Source organism: Epilithonimonas lactis, from assembly GCF_900110605.1.
In the GTDB taxonomy this organism is placed as follows: domain Bacteria; phylum Bacteroidota; class Bacteroidia; order Flavobacteriales; family Weeksellaceae; genus Epilithonimonas; species Epilithonimonas lactis.
Map to the genome: position 1 here is coordinate 544,463 of NZ_FOFI01000001.1, position 22,801 is coordinate 567,263.

At 38.1% G+C, this 22,801-nt stretch carries 23 protein-coding genes; 12 read left to right on the forward strand and 11 right to left on the reverse strand.

Annotated elements, in window-relative coordinates; translation table 11 throughout:
- Positions 1-176: 176 nt before the first annotated feature.
- The 8 genes from BMW39_RS02570 (at position 177) to BMW39_RS02605 (ending at position 9,284) form a co-directional block, all read left to right on the forward strand.
- A complete protein-coding gene (locus BMW39_RS02570; protein WP_034976937.1) occupies positions 177-701 on the forward strand; it encodes an NAD(P)H-dependent oxidoreductase in 525 nt (174 codons plus the stop codon).
- Positions 698-2,551: a monovalent cation:proton antiporter-2 (CPA2) family protein gene (locus tag BMW39_RS02575; RefSeq protein ID WP_034976939.1), complete on the forward strand. Its 1,854-nt coding sequence runs from the start codon at positions 698-700 to the stop codon at positions 2,549-2,551. Before BMW39_RS02570 ends, BMW39_RS02575 begins: the two co-directional genes overlap by 4 nt.
- Before the next feature lie 380 nt (positions 2,552-2,931).
- Positions 2,932-5,013, forward strand: a complete 2,082-nt coding sequence (locus tag BMW39_RS02580; RefSeq protein WP_375600492.1) for a M3 family metallopeptidase — start codon at positions 2,932-2,934, stop codon at positions 5,011-5,013.
- Positions 5,014-5,116: 103 nt separating this feature from the next.
- The gene (locus BMW39_RS02585) at positions 5,117-5,650 is read left to right on the forward strand and encodes a hypothetical protein (RefSeq protein WP_034976943.1); all 534 of its coding nucleotides are present in this window, start codon (positions 5,117-5,119) and stop codon (positions 5,648-5,650) included.
- Positions 5,651-5,700: 50 nt separating this feature from the next.
- Positions 5,701-6,882 carry a sensor histidine kinase gene (locus tag BMW39_RS02590; protein WP_051879983.1) on the forward strand — a complete coding sequence of 394 codons (1,182 nt, stop codon included), beginning with the start codon at positions 5,701-5,703 and terminating at the stop codon, positions 6,880-6,882.
- 3 nt (positions 6,883-6,885) lie between these two features.
- Positions 6,886-7,566, forward strand: coding sequence for a LytR/AlgR family response regulator transcription factor (locus BMW39_RS02595; RefSeq protein WP_034976945.1), 681 nt, complete (start codon positions 6,886-6,888; stop codon positions 7,564-7,566).
- Between the two features lie 120 nt (positions 7,567-7,686).
- Entirely contained in the window at positions 7,687-8,409 is a 723-nt protein-coding gene (locus BMW39_RS02600) for a dioxygenase family protein (RefSeq protein WP_245750438.1), read from the forward strand.
- 209 nt (positions 8,410-8,618) lie between these two features.
- Positions 8,619-9,284 (forward strand): pirin family protein, encoded by a 666-nt coding sequence (locus BMW39_RS02605; RefSeq protein ID WP_034976947.1) that lies wholly within the window; start codon positions 8,619-8,621, stop codon positions 9,282-9,284.
- 108 nt (positions 9,285-9,392) lie between these two features.
- Here the strand turns inward: BMW39_RS02605 and BMW39_RS02610 are convergent, their stop codons facing one another.
- The 8 genes from BMW39_RS02610 to BMW39_RS02645 form a co-directional block, all read right to left on the reverse strand.
- Complete coding sequence (locus BMW39_RS02610; RefSeq protein ID WP_034976949.1) at positions 9,393-9,836, reverse strand: carboxymuconolactone decarboxylase family protein; 444 nt, start codon at positions 9,834-9,836, stop codon at positions 9,393-9,395.
- A 6-nt stretch (positions 9,837-9,842) separates the two neighbouring features.
- The gene (locus tag BMW39_RS02615) at positions 9,843-10,283 is read right to left on the reverse strand and encodes a DoxX family membrane protein (RefSeq protein WP_034976951.1); all 441 of its coding nucleotides are present in this window, start codon (positions 10,281-10,283) and stop codon (positions 9,843-9,845) included.
- Positions 10,284-10,342: 59 nt separating this feature from the next.
- Positions 10,343-10,918, reverse strand: a complete 576-nt coding sequence (locus tag BMW39_RS02620; protein ID WP_034976952.1) for a Crp/Fnr family transcriptional regulator — start codon at positions 10,916-10,918, stop codon at positions 10,343-10,345.
- A gap of 30 nt (positions 10,919-10,948) precedes the next feature.
- Positions 10,949-11,842 carry a DUF5829 family protein gene (locus tag BMW39_RS02625; protein ID WP_034976955.1) on the reverse strand — a complete coding sequence of 298 codons (894 nt, stop codon included), beginning with the start codon at positions 11,840-11,842 and terminating at the stop codon, positions 10,949-10,951.
- 16 nt (positions 11,843-11,858) lie between these two features.
- Positions 11,859-12,206, reverse strand: a complete 348-nt coding sequence (locus BMW39_RS02630) for a hypothetical protein (protein WP_034976957.1) — start codon at positions 12,204-12,206, stop codon at positions 11,859-11,861.
- Between the two features lie 33 nt (positions 12,207-12,239).
- Positions 12,240-12,848 (reverse strand): PH domain-containing protein, encoded by a 609-nt coding sequence (locus BMW39_RS02635; RefSeq protein WP_051879984.1) that lies wholly within the window; start codon positions 12,846-12,848, stop codon positions 12,240-12,242.
- Between the two features lie 59 nt (positions 12,849-12,907).
- Entirely contained in the window at positions 12,908-13,666 is a 759-nt protein-coding gene (locus BMW39_RS02640) for a hypothetical protein (RefSeq protein WP_051879985.1), read from the reverse strand.
- A gap of 104 nt (positions 13,667-13,770) precedes the next feature.
- Positions 13,771-15,696, reverse strand: a complete 1,926-nt coding sequence (locus tag BMW39_RS02645) for an ABC-F family ATP-binding cassette domain-containing protein (RefSeq protein WP_034976958.1) — start codon at positions 15,694-15,696, stop codon at positions 13,771-13,773.
- A gap of 362 nt (positions 15,697-16,058) precedes the next feature.
- Here BMW39_RS02645 and BMW39_RS02650 point away from each other — a divergent pair, with 362 nt between their 5' ends.
- Entirely contained in the window at positions 16,059-17,033 is a 975-nt protein-coding gene (locus BMW39_RS02650; RefSeq protein WP_034977906.1) for a deoxyhypusine synthase family protein, read from the forward strand.
- Between the two features lie 93 nt (positions 17,034-17,126).
- Here BMW39_RS02650 and BMW39_RS19270 read toward each other — a convergent pair whose 3' ends face one another.
- The 3 genes from BMW39_RS19270 to BMW39_RS02660 form a co-directional block, all read right to left on the reverse strand.
- Entirely contained in the window at positions 17,127-17,273 is a 147-nt protein-coding gene (locus tag BMW39_RS19270) for a hypothetical protein (protein WP_165569352.1), read from the reverse strand.
- Positions 17,274-17,360: 87 nt separating this feature from the next.
- A complete protein-coding gene (locus tag BMW39_RS02655) occupies positions 17,361-17,666 on the reverse strand; it encodes a DUF493 domain-containing protein (RefSeq protein ID WP_034966599.1) in 306 nt (101 codons plus the stop codon).
- A 75-nt stretch (positions 17,667-17,741) separates the two neighbouring features.
- The gene (locus BMW39_RS02660) at positions 17,742-18,296 is read right to left on the reverse strand and encodes a ferritin (protein WP_034976960.1); all 555 of its coding nucleotides are present in this window, start codon (positions 18,294-18,296) and stop codon (positions 17,742-17,744) included.
- A 240-nt stretch (positions 18,297-18,536) separates the two neighbouring features.
- On the opposite strand from BMW39_RS02660, the gene BMW39_RS02665 reads away from it, so the two are divergent.
- From BMW39_RS02665 to BMW39_RS02675, 3 genes are read left to right on the forward strand one after another with little or no spacing between them, the layout of a single operon-like run.
- Complete coding sequence (locus BMW39_RS02665; protein ID WP_034976962.1) at positions 18,537-19,820, forward strand: TonB-dependent receptor plug domain-containing protein; 1,284 nt, start codon at positions 18,537-18,539, stop codon at positions 19,818-19,820.
- Positions 19,821-19,825: 5 nt separating this feature from the next.
- Positions 19,826-21,352 carry a SusC/RagA family TonB-linked outer membrane protein gene (locus BMW39_RS02670; RefSeq protein ID WP_034976963.1) on the forward strand — a complete coding sequence of 509 codons (1,527 nt, stop codon included), beginning with the start codon at positions 19,826-19,828 and terminating at the stop codon, positions 21,350-21,352.
- 10 nt (positions 21,353-21,362) lie between these two features.
- Entirely contained in the window at positions 21,363-22,790 is a 1,428-nt protein-coding gene (locus BMW39_RS02675; RefSeq protein ID WP_034976964.1) for a RagB/SusD family nutrient uptake outer membrane protein, read from the forward strand.
- The last annotated feature ends 11 nt before the right edge of the window (positions 22,791-22,801 follow it).

Sequence of the window (22,801 nt, forward strand, 5' to 3'; positions counted from 1 at the left end):
TGGTATAATGCAAATATAAAATAATATGGTTGAAAATCCTCTAACAATGCGGGTTTATTAATGTAAACTTAATTCAATTTTAAACAAGAATTATGGAAAATTGAATAACTTACTTCAAAAATAATTCTTGATTTTTTTACATTAATTGACTATATTTACGAAAATCGCAGTCTCTTTTGAAGAAAACATTGGTACTTTTTGCGCATCCTTATTTCGAACATTCTACCACAAATATTAGATTGTTAGAATGTTATGAGTCTATGCCAAATGTGACGTTCCGAGATCTGTACGAGGATTATCCCGATTTTCACATTCAGGCTTTTCGGGAGCGGAAGCGTATTGTCGACTTCGAAAGGATCATTTTTCATTTCCCGATCATTTGGTTTGGATTGCCACCACTGCTGAAACTTTGGATCGATGAGGTTTTCGATATGCGTTGGATCTCCGAAGGACAGCTTAACATCTTGTCGGGAAAAGATGCCTTGGTCATTACCAGTGTTGGCGGAAGTGAGAACAATTACAGCAAGGAAGGAAAGTATAAGACCACCGCAGAAAGTCTTCTGACTGGCTTGCAGGTTTCCCTGGATATCAATAATATAGAACTCAAAAAAACGCACATCATTTATAACGCAGATAATTTGGACGATAAACAATTGGATGTTTCGTGTGAAGAATTATCAGAGATACTAAAAACAGAATGACAGAGAACTCAATTGCAATGACGATCCTGATTTTCTTGGGCGTTGCCATCATCATGGTGCCGCTGGGGAAAAAACTGGGTTTGAGTTCCGTCATCGGCTATCTGTTAGGTGGAATACTAATTGGCCCTTTTTGTTTACAATTGACAGGAAGAGACGCCGAAGACATCATGCATGCTTCTGAATTGGGTGTCATCATGCTGTTGTTTCTGGTCGGCTTGGAATTGGAACCACAAAAACTCTGGCAGATCAGAAAAAGGATTCTTGGACTTGGTTTAAGCCAAATGCTCCTAAGTATTGTTGGCATCTTCATTGTGTTCTACATTGCCGGATTTGGTCTTCAAAAATCTTTGATCATTTCGCTTTGTTTCGCCATGTCATCCACGGCTATCGTGCTGCAGACTTTGAAGGAAAAAAATCTCTTTCGGACCGTCAGCGGTGAATCTTCATTTTCAATTTTGCTTTTTCAAGATATTGCAGTGATTCCGATTTTGGCATTGTTACCATTTCTTTCGAGGTCGCAAAAAGCGGTGGCACAGGCGGAGCATGAGAAGATCTTGTTGCATTTCATCCCCGAATGGTTGCAACCATTTACCGTAATTGGAGCCGTTTTGATCCTGATTTTGTTAGGGAGATATATCTTCATTCCATTCCTCAGATTTGTTTCCAGGTCGGGTCTCAATGAACTTTTGACCGCTGCTTCATTGTTCCTCGTGATCGGTGTTTCAGAATTGATGATCTCAATTGGATTGAGTCCTGCTTTAGGCGCGTTCATCGCCGGTGTGATGTTGGCCAATAGTGAGTTTCGTCACGAACTGGAAAGTAACATTGATCCATTTAAAGGTTTGTTGTTGGCCGTATTTTTCGTGAGTGTTGGTGCAACGATCAACTTTGATATCATCGCTTCAAAACCAGTTTTCATCTTTACGGCGGCCTTCATTGTTTTGGCTATAAAAGCAATAGTTCTTTTTGGGATTGGAAAATATTATAAGATGAACAATGAGCAGAGTTTCTTCCTCGCCTTTGCATTGTCGCAGGTCGGTGAATTTGCTTTTGTTTTGATCAATTTCTCCGCCAGTTTATTTTTAATTGATTATCAAGCCAACTCAGAGTTGATGGCAATCGTAGCGATCACGATGTGTATTTCGCCATTGCTTTTGATCTTTAAAGAAAAAGTTCTCGACAAGCGATTTATCAAACAAAAATCTGAGGAAAACGTAGAACTCGGGATCATCAAACAACGGAAGATCATCATCGTCGGATTCGGATATTTTGGAAGTACGGTAGGAAGATTGTTGAAAGCCAACGGCATCCGCTCCACGGTTTTGGACAATGATCCGGATCGCGTCGCGCTGTTGCGTTCCAACGGTTTCAACGTGTATTACGGCGACGCCACGAAGCCCGCGTTGTTACGTTCTGCCGGGATCGAAGAGGCGGAATTGCTCGTGATCTGCCTGGATGATCCGGAGAAAAACAAATTCCTCGTCGATTACGTCAAAGAAAATTATCCCGATATCAAGATCTTCGTGAGAGCCAAAAACCGTTTGGATGCCTACGAATTTCTCAACAAAAAGGTTGATAATATTTACCGCGAAACCTTGGGAACTGCCGTAGATATGGCTGTCGACATCCTAAAGGAAAACGGAATGCGAAAGTACACCGCCAGAAGAATGGGCAAACGTTTCATGATCATCGATAAAGCCATGACCAGACGACTGGCCAGGGAAAAAGACGAAAATATGGTCACGTTCACCCTCAGAGAAACCTTGGAACGTGAGGCACAACTATTGGCTCTCGACAGCATTTCCTTCGAAGAAAACCATTGGAGCGGCGATGAGGACGAGGATAAGTAACTAGTTGATTCCTATTTGCGAACAGCTACAAATGGGAATTATTTGGGCAGCTTTTGACATCCGTTGAAACCTAATTTTTATTGTTTTTATGGCAGCTTTTCCGCCTTCCACTCCCGCTATTTTTGCCTTTGCTTTTCCAGCCACAAAAAATGAGCTCCGTTCAAGTCGGGCTGCGGATTTCAGTGTAAAAGGAACATTGGTCTTCGAAATCACGAAAATCGTTACGTAGCAGATCGATCAATTCCGAAATCATTACTTCCAAAAAGCAAGTCGATTATTCCCTCACTTTTCATTACTTTTATTCCCCAATTAATTTTTATTATATGAAGAAAATAAAAACATCATTGCTTGTCGCATTTATGGCGTTCAATACAGGAAATATGATGATAAATGCCCAGCAGAAAAAGACCACGGCAACCACAGAAAAAGCTATGAACAACAATCCATTTCTTAAAAAAAGTACCTTACAATATCAAGCACCGGAATTTGACAAGATCAAAGACGAGCATTTCAAACCCGCTTTCGAATTTGGTTTGAAAGAACAATTGGCCAACATCGATAAAATTGTGAATGACAAAGCGGCTCCAACGTTTGAAAATACCGTTCTTGCTTTGGAAAACAGCGGACCAACTTTGGGAAGAGCAACCATTATTTTTTATAATTTGACGAGCTCCAATACCAACGATGCGCTTCAGAAATTAGAAGAGGAATTTGCGCCGATCTTTGCATCGCACGCAGACAAGATCTCTTTGAATGAAAAATTATACAAGAAGTTAAAAGCCGTAAAAACGGATAAGCTTGACGCGGAAAGCAAAAGACTGACAGAATTTTACCTCACCAACTTCGAATTGGCCGGCGCAAACCTTTCTGCAGAGAACAAAGAAAAATTAAAAGAGATCAACCAACAATTGGCAACTTTGGCAACGCAATTCAGCAACAAATTGTTGGAAGCCAGAAAGAACGGCGCTGTTCTGATCTCTGATGTCAAAGAACTAGACGGACTTTCTGCCGACGATATCGCTGCTGCTTCGGAAGACGCGGAGAAAGCTGGACAAAAGGGAAAATATCTCTTGGCTTTACAAAATACAACGCAGCAGCCACTACTTCAAAATCTTAAAAACAGAGCCACCAGAGAAAAACTCTACAAAGCATCCTGGACCAGAGCCGAAAAAGGTGACGCCAACGATACGAGAGAAACAGTTGAGAAATTGGCTAAACTAAGATTGCAAAAAGCACAACTCTTCGGAAAGAAAAACTTCGCAGAATGGAGTTTGCAAGACCAAATGGCAAAAACGCCGGAAGCTGCAATGGGACTTCTAGCGCAATTGGCAAAACCAGCCGTTGAAACTGCAAATCGTGAAGCTGCGGAAATCCAGGAAGTGATCGATGCGCAGAAAGGTGGCTTCAAAGTGGAACCTTGGGACTGGAATTTCTATTCCGAGCAAGTTAGAAAAGCAAAATATGACCTGGATGATAACGAGATCAAACCTTACTTCGAAGTCACGACGGCTTTGGAAAAAGGTGTTTTCTACGCTGCTGAAAAATTCTACGGCATCACTTTCAAAGTGAGAAAAGACCTTCCGGTTTATCATCCAGATGTGGTGGCTTACGAGGTTTTTGACAGAGACGGCAAATCTTTGGCTCTTTATTATTTGGATTTCTACACCAGAAGCAACAAAAGTGGTGGTGCCTGGATGAACAACTTCGTTCAGCAATCGCATTCTCTAGGTCAGAAACCGGTGATCGTAAATGTTTACAATTTCCAGAAACCAGCGCCAGGAAAACCATCTTTGATTTCCTATGATGACGTAGAAACCTTGTTCCACGAATTTGGTCACACTTTGCACGGCCTATTCGCGGATCAAAAGTATGCCTCGATCTCTGGAGCCAACACACCGAGAGATTTTGTTGAATTTCCGTCTCAGATCAACGAGCATTTTGCTTTGGAACCAGAGATCCTGAAAAACTATGCCTTGCACTATCAAACCAAACAGCCAATGCCACAAGCATTAATCGATAAGATCAAAAAAGCGTCCAACTTCAACCAAGGTTATGCAACGACAGAATTGGTAGCGGCCGCAACTTTGGATATGAACTGGCATACGGTAACTTCTGACAGCCAATTGATCCCAGTTTTAGACTTCGAAAAACAAGCATTGAACAAGTACGGATTGTTGGTTCCACAAGTTCCGCCAAGGTACCATACACCATATTTTGCGCACATTTGGGGCGGTGGCTATTCAGCGGGCTATTATGCTTATCTGTGGTCAGAAACTTTGGATTCCGATGCTTGGGAATGGATCAAAGCCAATGGTGGAATCACGCGAGAAAACGGTTACCGTTTCAGAAAATATATTCTTTCCGTTGGTAACAGCGTTGATTTGAACAAAGCTTTCGAAGGTTTTACGGGTCACAAAGCGGACATCAAACCATTGCTAAGAAGCAGAGGTTTTATTAAATAAAAATAAAATTCGATTATAAAAAACGTTTCCAATTTTGGGAACGTTTTTTTTGTTTTAGATTCGAAATATTTTTGACTAACTTTAATTTTAAGAATCAATAATAATGACTATTAAATCCCAGATTCTATTAATCGGTTTATTTCTATCATTCAGTTTAAGTTGTAATGATAAAGAATATGACGAATTTGAGTTTTCTTATGGTAATACTTTTGAAACAGATTTTTGCATCCGATTTACACGGAATGATTCAGTCTATATTCGTGAAAATTGGTCTCGTAATGATATTAATGAAAAAAGCGCATATCCCAAAAGTCAAACCAACTACACGGCAATCTTAACAAAAGTTCAAAAAGAAAAATTAAATAAAATTCTTAGTGATATTGATTTTCAGAAGTTTAATTCTGCTTATTATGAGAAGTATGAAGATGGAGATCAATACAGAATTTATTTTAAAAAGAAAAAATTTGAAAAAAAAATCTATGTTCATAGTGATAATACTCCGGAACAATTGGATTCTTTAGCTTATTGGATTGTTGATGTCAAGAGAAAACTAAAACTTAAGAAAACAAATAAAAATCTCAATTTTGAACATACGGTTTATTCTAAACCACCACCACCGCCGCCATTATCAAATTAATGTGAAAACAATTTTGACTAACTTCGTTTAAATTTATAAATCAATCATTTTTGAAAAACATCTACTACCATATTCTGCTGATCCTTTTGCTCCTGCTGATCCCGATCTTGTCATCGCCGGAATTGGATGGTAGTCTGCATCTGCTGCGTTCTCCAGGATTTCTCAGAGATTTTTCAAGATACTTTTTATTGATTGTCTTTTTTTATATCAATTTGGGTTTTCTTTTGCCAAAATTATATGACAAGAGGCGATTGCTACTATATTGGGTAGGCGTTTTCGTTTCCTATGTTTGGATCTCTACTTTGCCGTTTTTGATATTTCCAAACCACCACAGAAATGATGATGAGTTTGATTTCTTTCAAAACAAAATATCAAAAACCACAGATCAAATTAATCAGAAGGAATTTCATGATTTTCCGCCTCCAAATGACTTCGATTTTGTACCGGAAGATGGGAGGAATTTTGAGAATCAAAAACCACCTTCTGATATGCGAGGTTCCGATGGTAGACAATTTGGGCCGCCTCCGCCAATGATGCGACAGGATAATTTCTTTGCCAGAACCTATTTGATGGGAATTCTGCCGTTTCTGTTCTCGTTTTTCAGTTCGTTCTTCTTGCATCAGTCCATCAAGAAAAAAGAAATGGAACGCGCGAAAGCAAAAGCGGACCTTCTGAATCTCAGATATCAATTGCAGCCGCATTTTTTGTTCAATACGCTGAATTCTATTTACTCATTGATTTTAATTAAGTCTGATGACGCGTCGGAAGGGATTTTGAAATTGTCAAATGTAATGCGCTACATCGTAGAAGAAAGCGAAAATGATTTTGTGCTCCTGTCAAAAGAATTGTTTTACATCAAGGATTATATTGCTTTACAGCTGATGAGAACAGACGAAAGTCTCGATTTTGATTATCAAGAAAATGGCGTCACAGATGATGTGAAGATCGTCCCGATGATCCTCCTTAATTACATCGAAAATGCTTTCAAATATGGGGTGAATGCAGAAGAGAACTCCAAAATTTCTATTGAAGTGAATGTGAAAGACGAACAATTGAACTTCAAAGTTTTTAATCACATCGTCAATCATTCCGCTGCTGACGAATCGACAAAAGTTGGAATGAAAAACACAACAGAACGTCTTGAGAAACTATACCCAGGAAAATATACTTTAAACATCGAAGAAAATAAAAAATCGTATTTTGTGGAACTCAATCTGGACCTCAGTTCATAACTTATGATAAAAGCAATCGCCATAGACGACGAAATTCTGGCTCTGAAGATCATCGAAACTTTCGCTTCGAAGATGGATGGCATCAGCCTGGAAAAGACTTTTCATAAACAGAGCGATGCTGAAAAATATCTGCGAAAGTTTCCCGTCGATTTGATTTTTTTGGACATCCAGATGCCAAACAAAAATGGATTGGATTTCTATAAAGATCTTTCCCAGGATATCAAGGTGATTTTTACTACCGCTTTTTCCGAATATGCTGTCGACGCTTTTGATGTGAATGCGATTGATTATTTGGTCAAGCCTTTTTCATTTGATAGATTCCAAAAAGCGGTTGAGAAATTGTCTCTCAAATCTTCAAATGAACTACAGCCGCAACATCTCCTGATCCGCGCAGACTACAAACTTCATAAGATAGAATTTGAAGATATTATATTGATAGAAGGTTTGGACGATTACATCCAGATCCATCTTAAAAATGCCCCGAAAATTACAGCAAGATCATCGATGAAAAACATTCTGGTGAAGCTTCCGGAGAAGGATTTCATCCGGGTTCATAGGTCCTATATTCTTCCGGTCAAAGCCATCAAAGGGATTGTGAACAAGAATATTCATCTGGAAGATTTCATCATTCCGGTTGGAGAGACGTACAAAGATGATCTCAAGAAAATCATTGGATATTATTAAGATACCTTTAAGATTTAGCCGAAAAATCGACACATTTCTTTCGTTTCCCTCAAAAAATTCTTCCTCTTTCTAGCTCGTCCTACTTTTGTCCTGTAAAACTTAAATGTTAGAAAGATGAGGATGGTGAGTAGGAAAGACTTCCTGAAAAGTCTCGGATTAGCAGGTGTAACTGCTGTTGCAGCACCATTTATTTTGCGTTGCAGCAGCAAAAGTGATGAAGAAGAAAATGCAGCGATCGATAATTCTGTTTCTACAGAATGTGCGGTGACGAATTCTGAAACGGAAGGCCCTTTCCCCACCAAATCCCCATCGACTCTAGTTCAAAACAATATTGTTGGTGACAGAACAGGCGTTTCTTTTGATATTAATTTGACGATTCAAAACGTAAAAAACAATTGTGCGGCTTTGCAAGGCGTGATTGTAGATATCTGGCATTGCGACAAAGACGGAAATTACTCCGAATATGGCGGCGGCGGAATGCAGTCCACGAATTACACCAGTTATCATTTCCTGAGAGGCAGACAGACGACGGATGAGAACGGGAAGGTAAGTTACAGATCGGTTTTTCCTGGTTGGTACAATGGTCGGGCGACGCATATTCACGTTCATATTTATAACAATGTGGGAACGTCGCTTCTCATCACGCAAATCGCTTTTCCGGAAGGTTTGGGAAGTCAGGTGGAATTGGTGAATGCAAGCAGTGGTTATCGTGGAATGAGCGGTTATACCTACAACGCCAATGACAATGTATTCGGTGATGGAACGGCAAATGAGATGAGTACAATCAGCGGAAATTTAAATGAAGGATTCAAGCTGGAACACACGATCAAAGTGAATGCTTAATTTATTGGATCTTAATAAAATATTCTAATATCTTTTTAAAAATTTAACATCTGCAATCTTTCGTCTCTCGTAGATATAGATGTCCATAATAATTTTCATAAGTTTATTTTTTTTCCGGGATTCATGATGTTGTCAGATTTTCATAGGTTAATGGCAATGGATCCCGGAATTTTTTTTAAGTCCAGTCATTAATGTTTTAAAAATAAAATATGTTGGTTCAAACGCCTTCAAAAATATTAAAATCAGATTACAGGTTTTGGGATCTTGCCCCAAGTGCTGCCATTGCGGATGTTTACAAAAATGAAAGAAAGGTAGGCGGCACGGACCATACGTTGTATGAAGTTTTAGAGTTTGTGATTTATAGAGACTCTCAAAACCTTGTAACTCTGAAAGCGGATCAAAAGGCGATCTTCCTACCGCTTTACGGAAAGATCAGGATCAACAACTTCCAAAAGGTTATCGAAGCAGGAGAGGCTGTCATCTTTGAAGCGTCCGAAGATCAGGACGTTTTCATCAAGAATATTCTGACCGATGAAGATGCGGATGTCTTGGTGATTAAATTCAATAAAAAAATAACGGAAAATTCTTACCGTATCAATCATTTGGATTTGGAGATCCGAAACAAACTTAATTTCATTGATACAGGTTTCAGTTTTCCTGGTTTCATTGGGATTTTCGATGGGAGAGAAGTAGGACGCTACATCCTGAAAGAACGAAATAATGGAATCTTCGGAATGGTGATCAATGGCGCCTTTGAGTTCCAAAACAGATTGCTGGAAAATCGGGATGCCGTATTGATATGGGACATCGAGGAATTGGAATTCGAAGCGTTGAGTGAAAACGCTATCATTCTTTTCTTTGAGATCCCAGAATAAAAATTAAAATTGTTGTTATTAATAAATTTTCATTTTTCGATTTATTAACCCCAAGAATCCCGGTCAGATTTTGATCGGGATTTCTTTTTTGATAAAGGTATTTCGCAATTATTCTCCTATTTGAAGTTGCGTACTGATAGCAATCCTGTTCCAGGCATTGATGGTTACGATGGCCATAATGATCTCCGCAATTTGTTTTTCAGAAAAGAATTTCAGAGCTTTTTGATAGGTTTCGTTGCTCAAACCGTGTTGCGAAATTTGAGTGATCTCTTCAGTCATCTTCAAGGCAACTCTTTCCTCTTCTGTGAAATGACTTTCTGCCTCGTGCCAAGCGCTGACGATGAAAAGTCTCTCTGCACTTTCACCATATTTTATGGCATCTTTGGTGTGCATCGCCAAGCAATAAGCACAATTGTTGATCTGTGAAGCACGGATCTTGATGAGTTCTTTGATGGTTTTAGAGATCTCTGCCTGAGCCAGATAAGCTTCCAATCCTAGCATTGCTTTGTAAGCGTGAGGTTCTGTCGTGTTGATGTTGATGCGTTTGTCCATTGTGAATTATTTTTTAGGTTGATTTAAATTTTCATCGATGCTGAAGGGAAATTTCTCCTGAGCTGAAAGCAAAAATGCCGCAGCGCTTCCTACCCAAACCGAATAGTCAAAGGTCGCTTTGATGCCAAGCGTGATGCTCATACTCAGTGCAAAGATCAGGAGCAGTGATCCTGATGCAAATGCCGTGATCTTGGTTTTGAAACCCAAAATCAGAAAGAGGGCAAAAACAATTTCTAAAAATGTCGCAGCATAAGCGCCGAACTCGCTGAGAGATTGTGGCAGAAAAGCAGTGATCTGTCTGGTGTAAGTGACAAAATTTTCCCAGTTCCCCCAAACGGTATTTTTTCCTAAAATTCCCAAGCGGTCTGCCACTGCGGACAAAAATGTAAAGGCTAATGCCAGTCTTAGGAAGAGCTGTGGAATGATTTGTTTTAGAGGATATTTCATTTGTTATTGTTTTGCTTGGCAAAGTAACAAAGAATGATTTTCTAAAAACTTAAACTGGTTTAAGAAACAATCCTTTTCCGGATCTCACTCAGATATTCTGGCGTGAAACCAAGAAAAGAGGCAATCAAATATTGCGGAACACGCTGAACGAAAGCTGGTTGCTTCTTCAATAGATTGAAATAAAATTCCTCTTTGGAAAGTGAAAAGATATATTTGACACGCATTTGGTTGGCAGCATAAGCCCGTTGGTAAACAAACCTGAAATAACGTTCCATCACAGGAAATTCTATCAACAATTTTTCCTGAGAATCACTTGATATTACCAAAATTTCAGATTTCTCGACAGTTTGGATGTAAAATTCAGAAGGTACTTTGTGCTCGTAAGAGATGTTGTCCGTCATCCACCAGGTTTCGACGGCAAATTCTGTGATCTGTTCCGTTCCTTTTTCATTAATGAAAAACTTGCGCAGAAGTCCGTTCAGTACAAAATAATTGTACTTGCAAACTTGTCCTTCCTCCAAAAGATTTTCTTTTTTAGCAAAATTTTTGACCTCGAAGTAAGACAAGATCTCCTCAAAATCTTCATCGTTGATCGTGATAAATTTTTCTAAATGGTTTCGGAAGATCTGAGACATTGTTTTTAAGTTTAAACGAATTTATTTTGTTTAATAATCATTCGGACAGCATTGATCTTTCGGATAAAACCACCAGGTGCTTTGTTCTTTTTCAATGTCAATTTTTGAATTATTTGAAAACTGGATCTCTCGTTTCTTCGCAGAATAATTGTTTTTAAATTGGAGATACCACAGTTTGTTTTGCTCGCCGTGGAAAAGAGAAAACGTCATCTTTCCTTTTTGAAAAACAGAAGCTCTTTTGTTGGGCTGGCTTTTGTAGCCGATCGTCTGCAACCATTTGGATATTTTTACAAACTCAGAACTGTCGAGCATCAATCCAATATCGGTGATTTCTTTAGCGATCTTTTTTTTGGAATAGTATCTTTCGGCGCGTTGTTTTTTGCCTGTAATATCAAACGACGTTTTCTGTTTTCCAAAATTATTCTCGATGAATCTTAGGTAGAATTGCTGCAACCAAAGGTCTAGGTTTGTTGCTGAATTATTTTCTGGTTTAATGTAAAAAGTGGTGTGTAACTTCTGTTTTAGACTGTCTTTTTCGTCGTAGGATTCCACTTCTTGGTATTTTGATCTTAGAAGTTCAGACAATTCTTCCTGAGAGTTTTCTTTATTACTTGCCCAGCCGATTCCTATTTTATCAAGTGGTTCTTTCCATTTATTCTGGTCACTTAGTAATTCAAAATAGCTATTTTCCAACCTGAAATACACTTCTTTCTTTTCCGGAGAATCTATCGCTTCGAACTTGGGCCAACCTTTGTCGCCACTGGTAAAGGTTTCTAAAAAATAGGAATCTGAAACCACTTTTTGAAAGACAGAATCAGGGATGACAAAGTACAAATGGTCAAATTCTATGTTATTGGCAATCGATTTTTCCTGCCCGACAACAAAGCTTTGAATCAAAATAAAAACGACAATCAATAGTCTCATAATTCAAAATTTATGATCAACGCATCCAGTCGATCGTATCGATCAGCCAGCCACAAAAACATTCTCTACTGGCCATCAAACAACCAATGTAAACGATAAAAACAACAAACGGAATCAGAAAAGGAATATTAATCAAAGCAATTTTGTACTCTTTTCTGCTGAGTCTCACCAAAAGATCGACGAGAAAACCGACGAATAAAATGATCAGAATAAAGGCAAGCAAAACGACGATTCCCAAACCTGCGTCTGTTGGATGTTCTTTTTCTCTGTTGGCTTTAAAAGCTATTTGAGCATAACAATACAAAACCAGCAGAGGAATTGCAACGATCATCAATCGGAGTAGAAAAGCTTTGAGTAACTTCATTCTTTACATTGGTTTCTGAAACGCGGGAAGAATTTACATTCTAGCCAAGATCTCTTTCTTTTTGGCTTCGTAATCTTCTGCGGAGATGAGGTCATTGTCCAGATAGGCTTTCAATTTCATCAGCGTTTCCATTGGATCTTCACTTGGGATTTCTTTTTTCGGTTCTTCTTTTTGCTCAGGTTGTGTATTGACGGTAATTCCTCCAGAAGTCGCACGCTTGTCTTCCAGTTCTTTTTGTCGTCGAAATTCTATCATTTCTTCCTCTTTGGCTTGTGCGTATTGATACAATTTTCTCGCTTGAGATTTTGGAATATAATCAATCGTCTCCACAAATCCGCTGACCGCCGTCATCTTAAAAGTAGAACCAAGAATTGCTTCACTGATATGACTTTCGCCCACATCTTTCCAAAGATAATCCTGAAAATCCGTCACCAAACCAAACGATTTTGAACGGAAAAAGATGATCCTTTTATTCGTAAGGACAATAGAATCTGGCGAAATGTTAATCGCCGGTTTATTCTGAACAGCGATGTATTCCAGGGTTTCACCATTGGTCAAAAGGTCATTTATTTTTTCTATGATTTTTTCAACGGATTTTGGGTCTTGCTCTTCGTTGAGGTATTTTTTGAGGTTGTTGATCATCGTATAACTTTTGTGATTGAGATTTTATTTAATGTGAAATTACGAAAACAAATTAATTATTAAGCTAGACCAGCAATGTTCACTAACTCTATTTTTTCTGTGGTTAGATTTAATCTAATGTAAACATTACAATTTCCACCATCACGCATTCCAATTTTATAGAACTGAAAACTAACTACGGTGTGACTGTTTTTACAGTAGCAATTGATACCAATGATAGCTTCATTCTTTTCATTTTTCAATGAAGTTACTTGCTTCAAATAATCAGAATATTTTCTCAAACTTTTATTTTTTTGAAACTCATTTTTTAGAATACTTTCAATTTTTTTTAAATCATTGCTGTTTAAATCAATGCTTTTATAAATACCATCATTTTCAAATTTTGCATAGTCTGTAAATACAGCGTAATCTTTAAAAGTCTTAAAATCAATTTTATTCTTAACTCTTAAAGATGTTTTCTCAATCTTCATTCTAAAAGGTTCTTGTCCATCAACAAACTCTACAAATCCATTTTTCAAAACAGCTGTTTCAGACTCATTGTAATCAAATTCAAAGGGAAAGAATTTTAAAGTATCATCTTTTATTTTTAAAAATCCTTCAAAACTTTCCTCTCTGCTATGATTTGTTTCTTTAATGATTTCTTTAAAGGTGTAAGTGCTGTCAGAAAATATAGTCAATGTTCTACTGATTCTACTAAAGTCATCTAGGTTTTGTTTGGCAATTAACAAAGTATCTTTCGGATTGATTTTCTTAGATTGATTTTCAGATTTATTGCAACTTAAAAACAGAATTAGAATAATTAATAAATTGATTTTCATTAGTTTTTTTATTAATAAATCAAATATCCGAAATTATTCTTCTGCAACAAAAAACTGCATCAGAATATCCAATGCAGTTTATATTTTACCTTAAAGTTCAAATCCTAACCTTCCAGCTGAGTTCCCAAGAATTCCCATTCCTGCAAAGTCAAATCCAATTCTTCTTTGATTTTATTGTAAGTTTCCAAAGTTTCTTCAGACGGATTTTCTTTGGTGAAAGAACCTTCGAATTCCTCGATTTTCAATTCAAGTTCAGAGATCTTTTCTTCGACTTTCTTGATCTTGTTTTGGATGTTCTTTTGTTCTTTGCTAACGATAATATTAGATTCTTTCACAGGCTCTTGAACCTTAACTTTTACTTCCGGGATCTCTTCTTCCTGATGAAGTTTTGCTTTCTCAGCAGAGATCTCACGGATGCTTTCTTTCTGTCTAAATTCCAGATATTCGTTGATGTCACCAAGGAATTCCTTCATACGTCCATCACGGAATTCGAAGATCTTGTCAGACAATCCTTGTAGGAATTCACGGTCGTGAGAAATGACGATCAAGGTGCCTTCAAACTTCTGAAGTGCCAATTTGATGATTTCCTTTGACTGGATATCCAAGTGATTCGTAGGCTCATCCATAATCAAGGTGTTGAACGGACGAAGCAACAATTTACAAAGCGCCAAACGGTTTCGCTCACCTCCGGAAAGGACTTTCGTTTTCTTGGTCACATCCTCGCCTTGGAAAAGGAAAGATCCCAAAAGATCACGAACTCTCGGTCTGGTTTCCTCGGTTGCAGAATCTTCCGCTTCCTGTAGAACGGTTTTATCCGGCGTCAAAACTTCTTCCTGATTCTGAGCGAAATAACCGATATTAACATTGTGTCCAAGATTCCAACTTCCAGAAAAATCAGTAATGTCACCAGCAAGAATTTTTGCCAAAGTCGTTTTTCCTTGTCCATTTTGTCCAAGCAAAGCGATTCTAGCGCCTCTTTCTACGATGAAATCTACTTTGTCAAAAATCTGTTTTTTGCCATAAGCTTTCCCCAGATTTTGAGCTTCGAAGATCACTTTTCCAGGTTGTACACTCGGTTGGAAACGGATATTGAATTTAGAAACGTCCTCATTCTCCACTTCAATGCGTTCTACTTTGTCTAGTTTTTTGATCAATGATTGCGCAAACGATGCTTTGGAAGCACTCGCACGGAATTTGTTGATCAATTCCTCTGTATGTTTTATTTCTGCATCCTGATTCTTTTTGGCCTGGATGAGTTTTTCTTTTCTGTCTTTTCTTAGTTCAAGATATTTGGAATAGTTGGCCTTGTAATCGTCGATTTTTCTATTGTTAACATCAAAAGTTCGGTTACAAGTAGAGGTCATAAATTGCTTGTCGTGACTTACAAGCAACATCGAGCCTTGATAATCTTTCAAGAAATCCTCCAGCCAGATGATAGATTCCATATCCAAGTGGTTGGTAGGTTCATCCAGAAGCATCAGATCATTTTGCTGAAGAAGTAATTTTGCCAGTTCGATTCTCATTCTCCAACCGCCGGAAAACTCATCGGTGATCTTTTGGAAATCATCCGCTTTGAAACCCAATCCAAATAGGATCTTCTCCACATCGCCTTCCAAATTGTAAGCATCGAAATTCATCAGAAGATCATTCAAATCTGTCATTCTGTTGATGAGATCGGTGTAGGCATCACTTTCGTAATCGGTTCTAGTGGCCAGTTGATGGTTGACTTCTTCCAATTCATCCTTCAAAGCATTGATCTGCTCAAAAGCCTGCATTGTCTCGTCCCAAACGGTTCTTCCTTTTACGAAGTCAAGGTCCTGTTTTAGGAAACCGATTGTGATCTTACCTTCTGTGACCACATTACCTTCGTAGAAATTGATCTCTCCGGAAAGTATTTTGAGAAGCGTGGATTTTCCAGCTCCGTTTTTTCCGACCAATCCGATCTTATCACCTTTTTTGATGGTAAAATTGGTGTCTTTGAAAAGATAATTTCCTGCGTGATGTAAACCTAATCCCTGAACCGAAAGCATTGTATTCTATATTTTATTTGAATTTGCAAAAGTAGTGAAATATGATGGAAGATGGAAGCTGGATGTTGGAAGTTTATATTTGGTTAATAATTAAGACGTTATTGAAAGAGTAGTGGGCTTCGAGAGCCTCAGCTTGACAGTTGTTGATTGATTATGGTCAACTTTTATTTAATGACAAAATTTAAATTTTATCCAGAAACTTGCAGCCCGACTTGAGTGGAAATCCTTTTTTGTGGCAGGAAAAGCTAAGGCAAAAAGATTGGGAACGGAAGGCGGAAATAGCTGCCCAAATAATTATTGTTAACAACATCCAACTTCCATCATCCAAACAAATCCTTATCTTTGCAAAAATCTTAAACAAAATGAGCAAACCGATTACTGAGTTCATAGAAAAATATTATCTGCATTTCAATGCTGCGGCGTTGGTAGATGCGTCCAAAGGATATGTTGCGCATCTTAAAGATGGCGGGAAAATGATGATCACGCTTGCTGGTGCAATGTCGACTGCGGAATTAGGAAAAATTCTTGCTGAGATGATCCGTCAGGGAAAAGTGGATTTCATTTCATGTACTGGTGCAAACCTTGAGGAAGACCTGATGAATCTTGTGGCGCACACGCATTACGAAAGAGTTCCAAACTATAGAGACCTTACACCGAAAGAAGAATGGGATTTGTTGGAAAGAGGCTTGAATAGAGTGACTGACACTTGTATCCCGGAAGAAGAAGCGTTCCGAAGATTGCAGAAGCATATCTACGAAATCTGGAAAGATGCAGACGAAAAAGGAGAAAGATATTTCCCGCACGAATATATGTACAAAATGATCTTGTCTGGCGTTCTTGAACAGTATTACGAGATCCCGAGAGAAAATTCTTGGATGATCGCGGCGGCAGAGAAAAATTTACCAATCGTGGTACCAGGCTGGGAAGATTCTACAATGGGAAATATTTTCACATCTTATTGTATCAAAGGCGATTTGAAGTTTTCTACAATGAAATCCGGAATCGAGTATATGGCCTATCTGGCTGAATGGTACCCGAAAAATTCTGGTGGAAAAGGCGTTGGATTCTTCCAAGTTGGTGGTGGAATTGCAGGTGATTTCCCAATCTGTGTGGTGCCGATGTTGTACCAAGATATGGAGATGCATGATATTCCGTTCTGGAGTTATTTCTGTCAGATCTCAGATTCCACAACGTCTTACGGATCCTATTCCGGAGCAGTTCCGAATGAGAAGATCACTTGGGGGAAATTGGATATCAACACACCGAAGTTCATCGTGGAAAGTGATGCAACGATTTGTGCACCATTGATGTTCAGTTATATCTTAGAAAATTCATAAAGTTAGAGGACGGAAGTCTTAGGCTTGAAGATAAAAAAGAAAGCGTTCAAATTATTTTGAGCGCTTTCTTTTTTATGTTTTAATGTTGATGATCTAGTCTAATGAATTTACCAAAACCTTATATCGATAACCAAAAATGAGTTTCTGAAATTTGTTGAGTTTTGTAAAATCTCGTTTGCTATATTTTGGTAAAATCGCTTTGTTGATGTTGTTCAGAACTCTGAAAAATGCTTTTTTCATAACTTGAAATTTTAAAATACTGCTGGTTAAAATACAAGTTTCAAGCCACTCTAAAATCATTTATCAATCATCATTTATCAACTATAGTTACAGCATCATCACATTTTCTATTTTCGCCACCTTTTGATAGATGTCGATGACTTGATCCGCGTCCATCACGAAACATTGCAAAGAAACGGATGTGTATTTTCCTTTAGAACTTTCTCTGTTGGATAAAGTATATTTAAGGCCGTCAAAAACTCTTAAGATCTCTGTGATCTTTTCAGAATCTCCTGGAACAATGAACTTGAAAAGATATTCCTCTGGAAAGTTGTGCTGACTTTCTAATTTCTCCTTTAATGATTTGTAAAATTCTTCTGGATTATTGTGGTTGGTTTCTACGATATCTGCCATTATTTTGAATATTAAATTAATAAAAAAATCTCCGCTAAAAAACGGAGATCAAAGTTAGTGATATTTAATTTGTCGTTACGAAGGATTTTCAGCCGTCGCCTCTTGCGGAAGAGAAACGTCGTCTGGCGCAGATTCCAAAGCTTTGTCCAATGTGAAAAGAGATTCGTCTGAAGCGCTGTCTCCACCAGCGATTTTCAATTTGTCGATCAACTCAAGAGCTAATTTTTCTTCTTCGATTTGTTCTTTCACAAACCATTGCATGAAGTTCCACGTTGCCCAATCTTTCTCTTCAAAAGATAAGTTTACGATTTCATAAATGGCAGTTGTATTATCCACTTCGTGTTCAAAAACCTTATTGAAAGCGTCGGTTAGATTGAAAGGATTTTCCGGTGGAGCAGGGATTGCTTCCACTCTTGCCTCGCCACCTCTGTCCAAGATGTAACGCATGAATTTGATCATGTGATTTCTCTCCTCCTGTGAGTGTCTGTAAAGGAAATTGGCAATTCCGCCGTATCCTTTGACGTCTGCCCAACAGCCGTAAGAAAGGAATATTTGTGAAGCATGTGCCTCTTTTGTCATTTGTTTTATCAGTGCCTCTTGCATCTGAGGCGATAGTCTGTTAGTGTTCATATATTTTGATTTTTGTATTTGTTCTCACTTTGAAATTGATATTAGCTCATTTTGAAGCAATAAGTTTTAGATTTTCTTAAAATCACAAATATTGAGCCATAAACGGGGATTTTTTTTATTTGTATTTATTTCAAATAGAATCAAAACTTCGTTTTATTCTACTGATTTTTAGTTGATTAATTAACTTGTTGTTAAAAATTTATTTATATTCGGTGTAAGAAAATAATACATAAGAACATTATGAGAAAAAATTATGTGAAATTACCATTGCTCATTGCTGCGATCTATTTTGGAGGCAATTTGCATGCCCAATCCACACAGGATACAATTTCCAAAGAGAACAAGATCGAGGAGGTAGTTGTGGTAGGATATGGTACTCAGAGAAAGGAGAATGTAACGGGAAGTATCGGGATTGTAACTGCAAAAGATCTAGCAGACAAGCCGAATGCGAATCCTTTGAACTCGGTTCAGGGACGATTGGCTGGTGTTAACGTGGTAACTTCTGGTACGCCTGGAGGATCACCAAGAGTTGATATCAGAGGTGTGGGTTCATTATCTGGAAATACAGTTTTCATCGTGGACGGAATGTTGACAGAAGATATCTCTTTCCTTAATCCTCAGGATATAGAATCCATGAGTGTCTTAAAAGATCCATCATCTTTAGCTATCTTTGGAGCAAAGGCAGCGAATGGCGCTGTGATCATTAAAACCAAAAGTGGAAAAGGTAAACCGGTTTTCAATCTTAATTCATATTTAGGGATTAAGACGGTGACCAATGTGCCTAAAATGGTAAATGCAGATCAGTATATCGAATTGTACAATGAGAAGTTGATCAACGATAATGGTTCTTCTGAAGGGTCTATTTCCAGAGCAGATTTTCCAGCTGATACAGATTGGTTCAAAGAGATCCTTCGTACCAGTATCATCAATTCAAATGATTTCTCTGCATCTGGAAGTTTAGGAAAACTTAATTATTATGGTAGTGTTGGATATCTTCAGGATGAAGGTAACTTAGCTGCGGGACAAGGGATCAACTCTGGAACTGGTTTCAATAGATTCAATACAAAATTGAACCTTAGTTATAAGATCACAGATAACATTACAATTGGAAATAATTTCTCTTATTCCAAAACACGTACAGACGTTGCGCAAAATCCGTTGCTAAATGCACGTAACGCACCGCCTTTATTTGACCCTATGAATCCTACAACAGGAAGTTACCAGTTTTTCAATGGTTATTCTATTGCCAATCCAAGAGCTCAGTTGGATCTTTACAGATCCCAGGTAAGACAGGATAGAATGTTGAACAATGTTTTTGCTGAAATCAAATTCCTAAAGGATTTTACTTTTAGAAGTAGTTACACTTTGGACAACTACAGTCCAAGACAGTATGAGTACACGCCAGCAATTACCTACACACCACAACCTTCTCTTTCCAACTTGGTAACAAGGAACATAGATATAGAAACTATGTTTGGGATAATACCATCAACTGGAAAAAAAGTTTTGGAAGCCATAATCTAGAATTATTGGGTGGTTTCTCAAGAATTAGAGATTCTAGATCAGAAGAAGTGAGAACTGCAAAGAATGTTTTCTATAACGGTACCAATGAATCTTTGAATATCTACGACGGAACAGATATCTTCTATTACAATGATACCGCGCTGGCATCAGGAGGAAGACCTGAGGCAACTCAAGATCAACGTAGAATAGAATCTTTCTTCGGAAGGATCAACTATGACTATGCAGGAAAATATCTATTGAACGCATCCGTACGTAGAGATGCTACATCACAAGTTTCTACAGATAGATACAAAACTTTTCCAGCTGTAAGTATTGGTTGGGTAGTTTCCAAAGAGGGCTTCATGAGTGGGCAGAATGTGTTCAATCTATTGAAGTTCAGAGCAAGTTATGGAGAGTTAGGAAATCCTAATGTAACAAGGAAATACAATCAAACCGTGACTGTGATCGGTGGTGGTGCATATTATGGAAATAATGGCTATCCAGCATCAACTATTGATGAGGTAATTGATCCAAGTATCGGTTGGGAAACTACTGTAGGTACAGATTTCGGTGTTGAGATGGCTTTCCTTAACAATGATTTGAAGGTTGAAGGGACTTATTTCAACAAAGAATCAAAAGATGTGGTTTACGGAATTTTCCAAGGAACAATATCTGGAGCTAGTAACCCAAGAAACTTTATTACAAATGCATACTCTTTCAGAAACAAAGGTTTTGAGGTATCGCTTAACTACAACAAGAATGTTAACGAAAATGTAAAACTTGGATTCTATGGTAACTTCACATCACTTAAAAATGAGATTACTGATGTTTTTGGAGGATCTTTCTTAGAGACAGGTGCTAGTTTATTCGGTAACTCAATTGTTAGATTACAAACTGGACAAGCTGTTGGATCTTACTATGGATATGATGTTGCAGGTGTTTTCCAAACGGATGCAGAAGCAGCCGCATCTGGACAGACAGGAGCAAAAGCTGGTTGGTTCAAGTTTGCTGACCAAGATGGAAATGGCGTAATTGATACCAGAGATAAAACATTCTTGGGAAGTCCTATTCCAAAAGGAACTTACGGTTTCGGTTTCACACTTAATGTTCATTCCATCGATTTTGGAATTGATTTCCAAGGTGTCTTCGGAAACAAGATCTATAACTACAACCGTGAGCAACGTTATGGTAACGAAAGTTGGGATCTAGATATGTACAATAACAGATGGAGAGGTGCAGGAACTTCCAACACCAATTCTATGATCACGTCTAACCAATCTATTATTTTACCAAACAGCTATTTTGTAGAAGATGGCAGCTATTTCAGAATCAGAAATATCCAAGTAGGATACAACTTACCTTCAGTGATCGCTCAATCTTTATCTGTTAAAAAATTGAGGATCTATCTAAGTGCACAAAACCCTTGGACAAGCTTCAAATACAACGGATTCTCTCCAGAGATTATGAATCAGGATAGAGTACAGATGGGTATCGATAATAACATTTATCCGATCTCTGCGATTTATACAATGGGTATGAACTTAACATTTTAATTAGAAAATCATGAAAAAAATATTTTTAACACTCACCATATTATCAGTATTTGCTAGTTGTAGCGAGGATTTCGTGGATATCAAACCAGAAGGTCAAATCATCGCAGAAGATTTCTTCAAAACACCGGATGATGCGATGAGAGCTACCAATGCTGTTTATAGCTTCCTGAGAAGTTGGGAAAATACAGGTTTTCCTGCGCAATATGTATTTGGCGTAACAGGCGATGATGTAGAAAAAGGATCCAACCCTGGTGATGCATCTTTCATCAATGCTTATGACCGTTTTACTTATACCATTAGTGATGACGGAGTTCATGGCTACTGGACAGGACAATGGCAAGCTGTTCAGAGAGCAAACCAGGTTATCACAAACGTTCCAAACATAGAGATGGACGCCACTCTTAAAACGAGGTTGGTTGCAGAAGCAAAAATGCTTAGAGCTTATTTCTATTTTAATTTAGTTAGAATTTACGGCGGCGTTCCAATTTTTGACGGTTTGCCACCAGACAAAAGTTATTTGAAACCTAGAAATACTGCAGCAGAAGTTTACGCTTTCATCGTGAAAGATTTGACAGAAGCTTCAGAGATCTTACCTCAAAACTATCCAGCTTCTGAGGTTGGAAGAGTGACGAAAGGTGGTGCACTGGGTTTACTTTCAAAAGTTTATCTTTATATGAAAGATTATCAGAAAGCTTATGACACATCTAGTTTGGTGATGGGAATGGGATATGGACTAGATCCTGACTTTAACCATTTATTCAGACAAGCTGGAGAATTTGGCTCAGAATCTGTTTTCGAAGTGAACTGTGGATGTTCTGCGGAATTTGGCGGAAGTCAGTATGCAGAAGTTCAAGGCGTTAGAAATCAATTTGGATGGGGCTTCTTCACACCGACTCAAGCTTTGGAAGATGCATTTGAGCCAGGTGATGTAAGAAAAGAATTTACAATCCTTAGAGAAGGCGAAACGACTTTGGAAGGAGACCTGATCAAAAAAGGAGATCCTCAGGCTGGTAATACTTGGAATCAAAAAGTATATGTTCCAACTTCAGTTAATAACAACGCATGTGGTTACGGATCGATTCAAAATCTTAGAATTTTAAGATTTGCCGATATTCTTTTAATTAATGCAGAGGCTGCGAACGAGCTAGGAAATACTGCCGCAGCAATTGCTAATATTAATAAGGTAAGACTAAGAGCCAATCTTGGTGAGACTACGGCAAGTACACAATCTGCACTTAGAGCTGCCATCTGGCAAGAAAGAAGAGTGGAGTTGGCAATGGAAATGGACAGATTCCCAGATCTAGTAAGAACTGGTCAGGCTGGTACTGTTCTAGGACCATTAGGATTCCAAACAGGTAAGAACGAATTGTTCCCAATTCCTTTGCAGGCTATCACAGACAGTAAAGGTATTTTGACACAAAACCCAGGTTACAATTAATAGTATTGTAC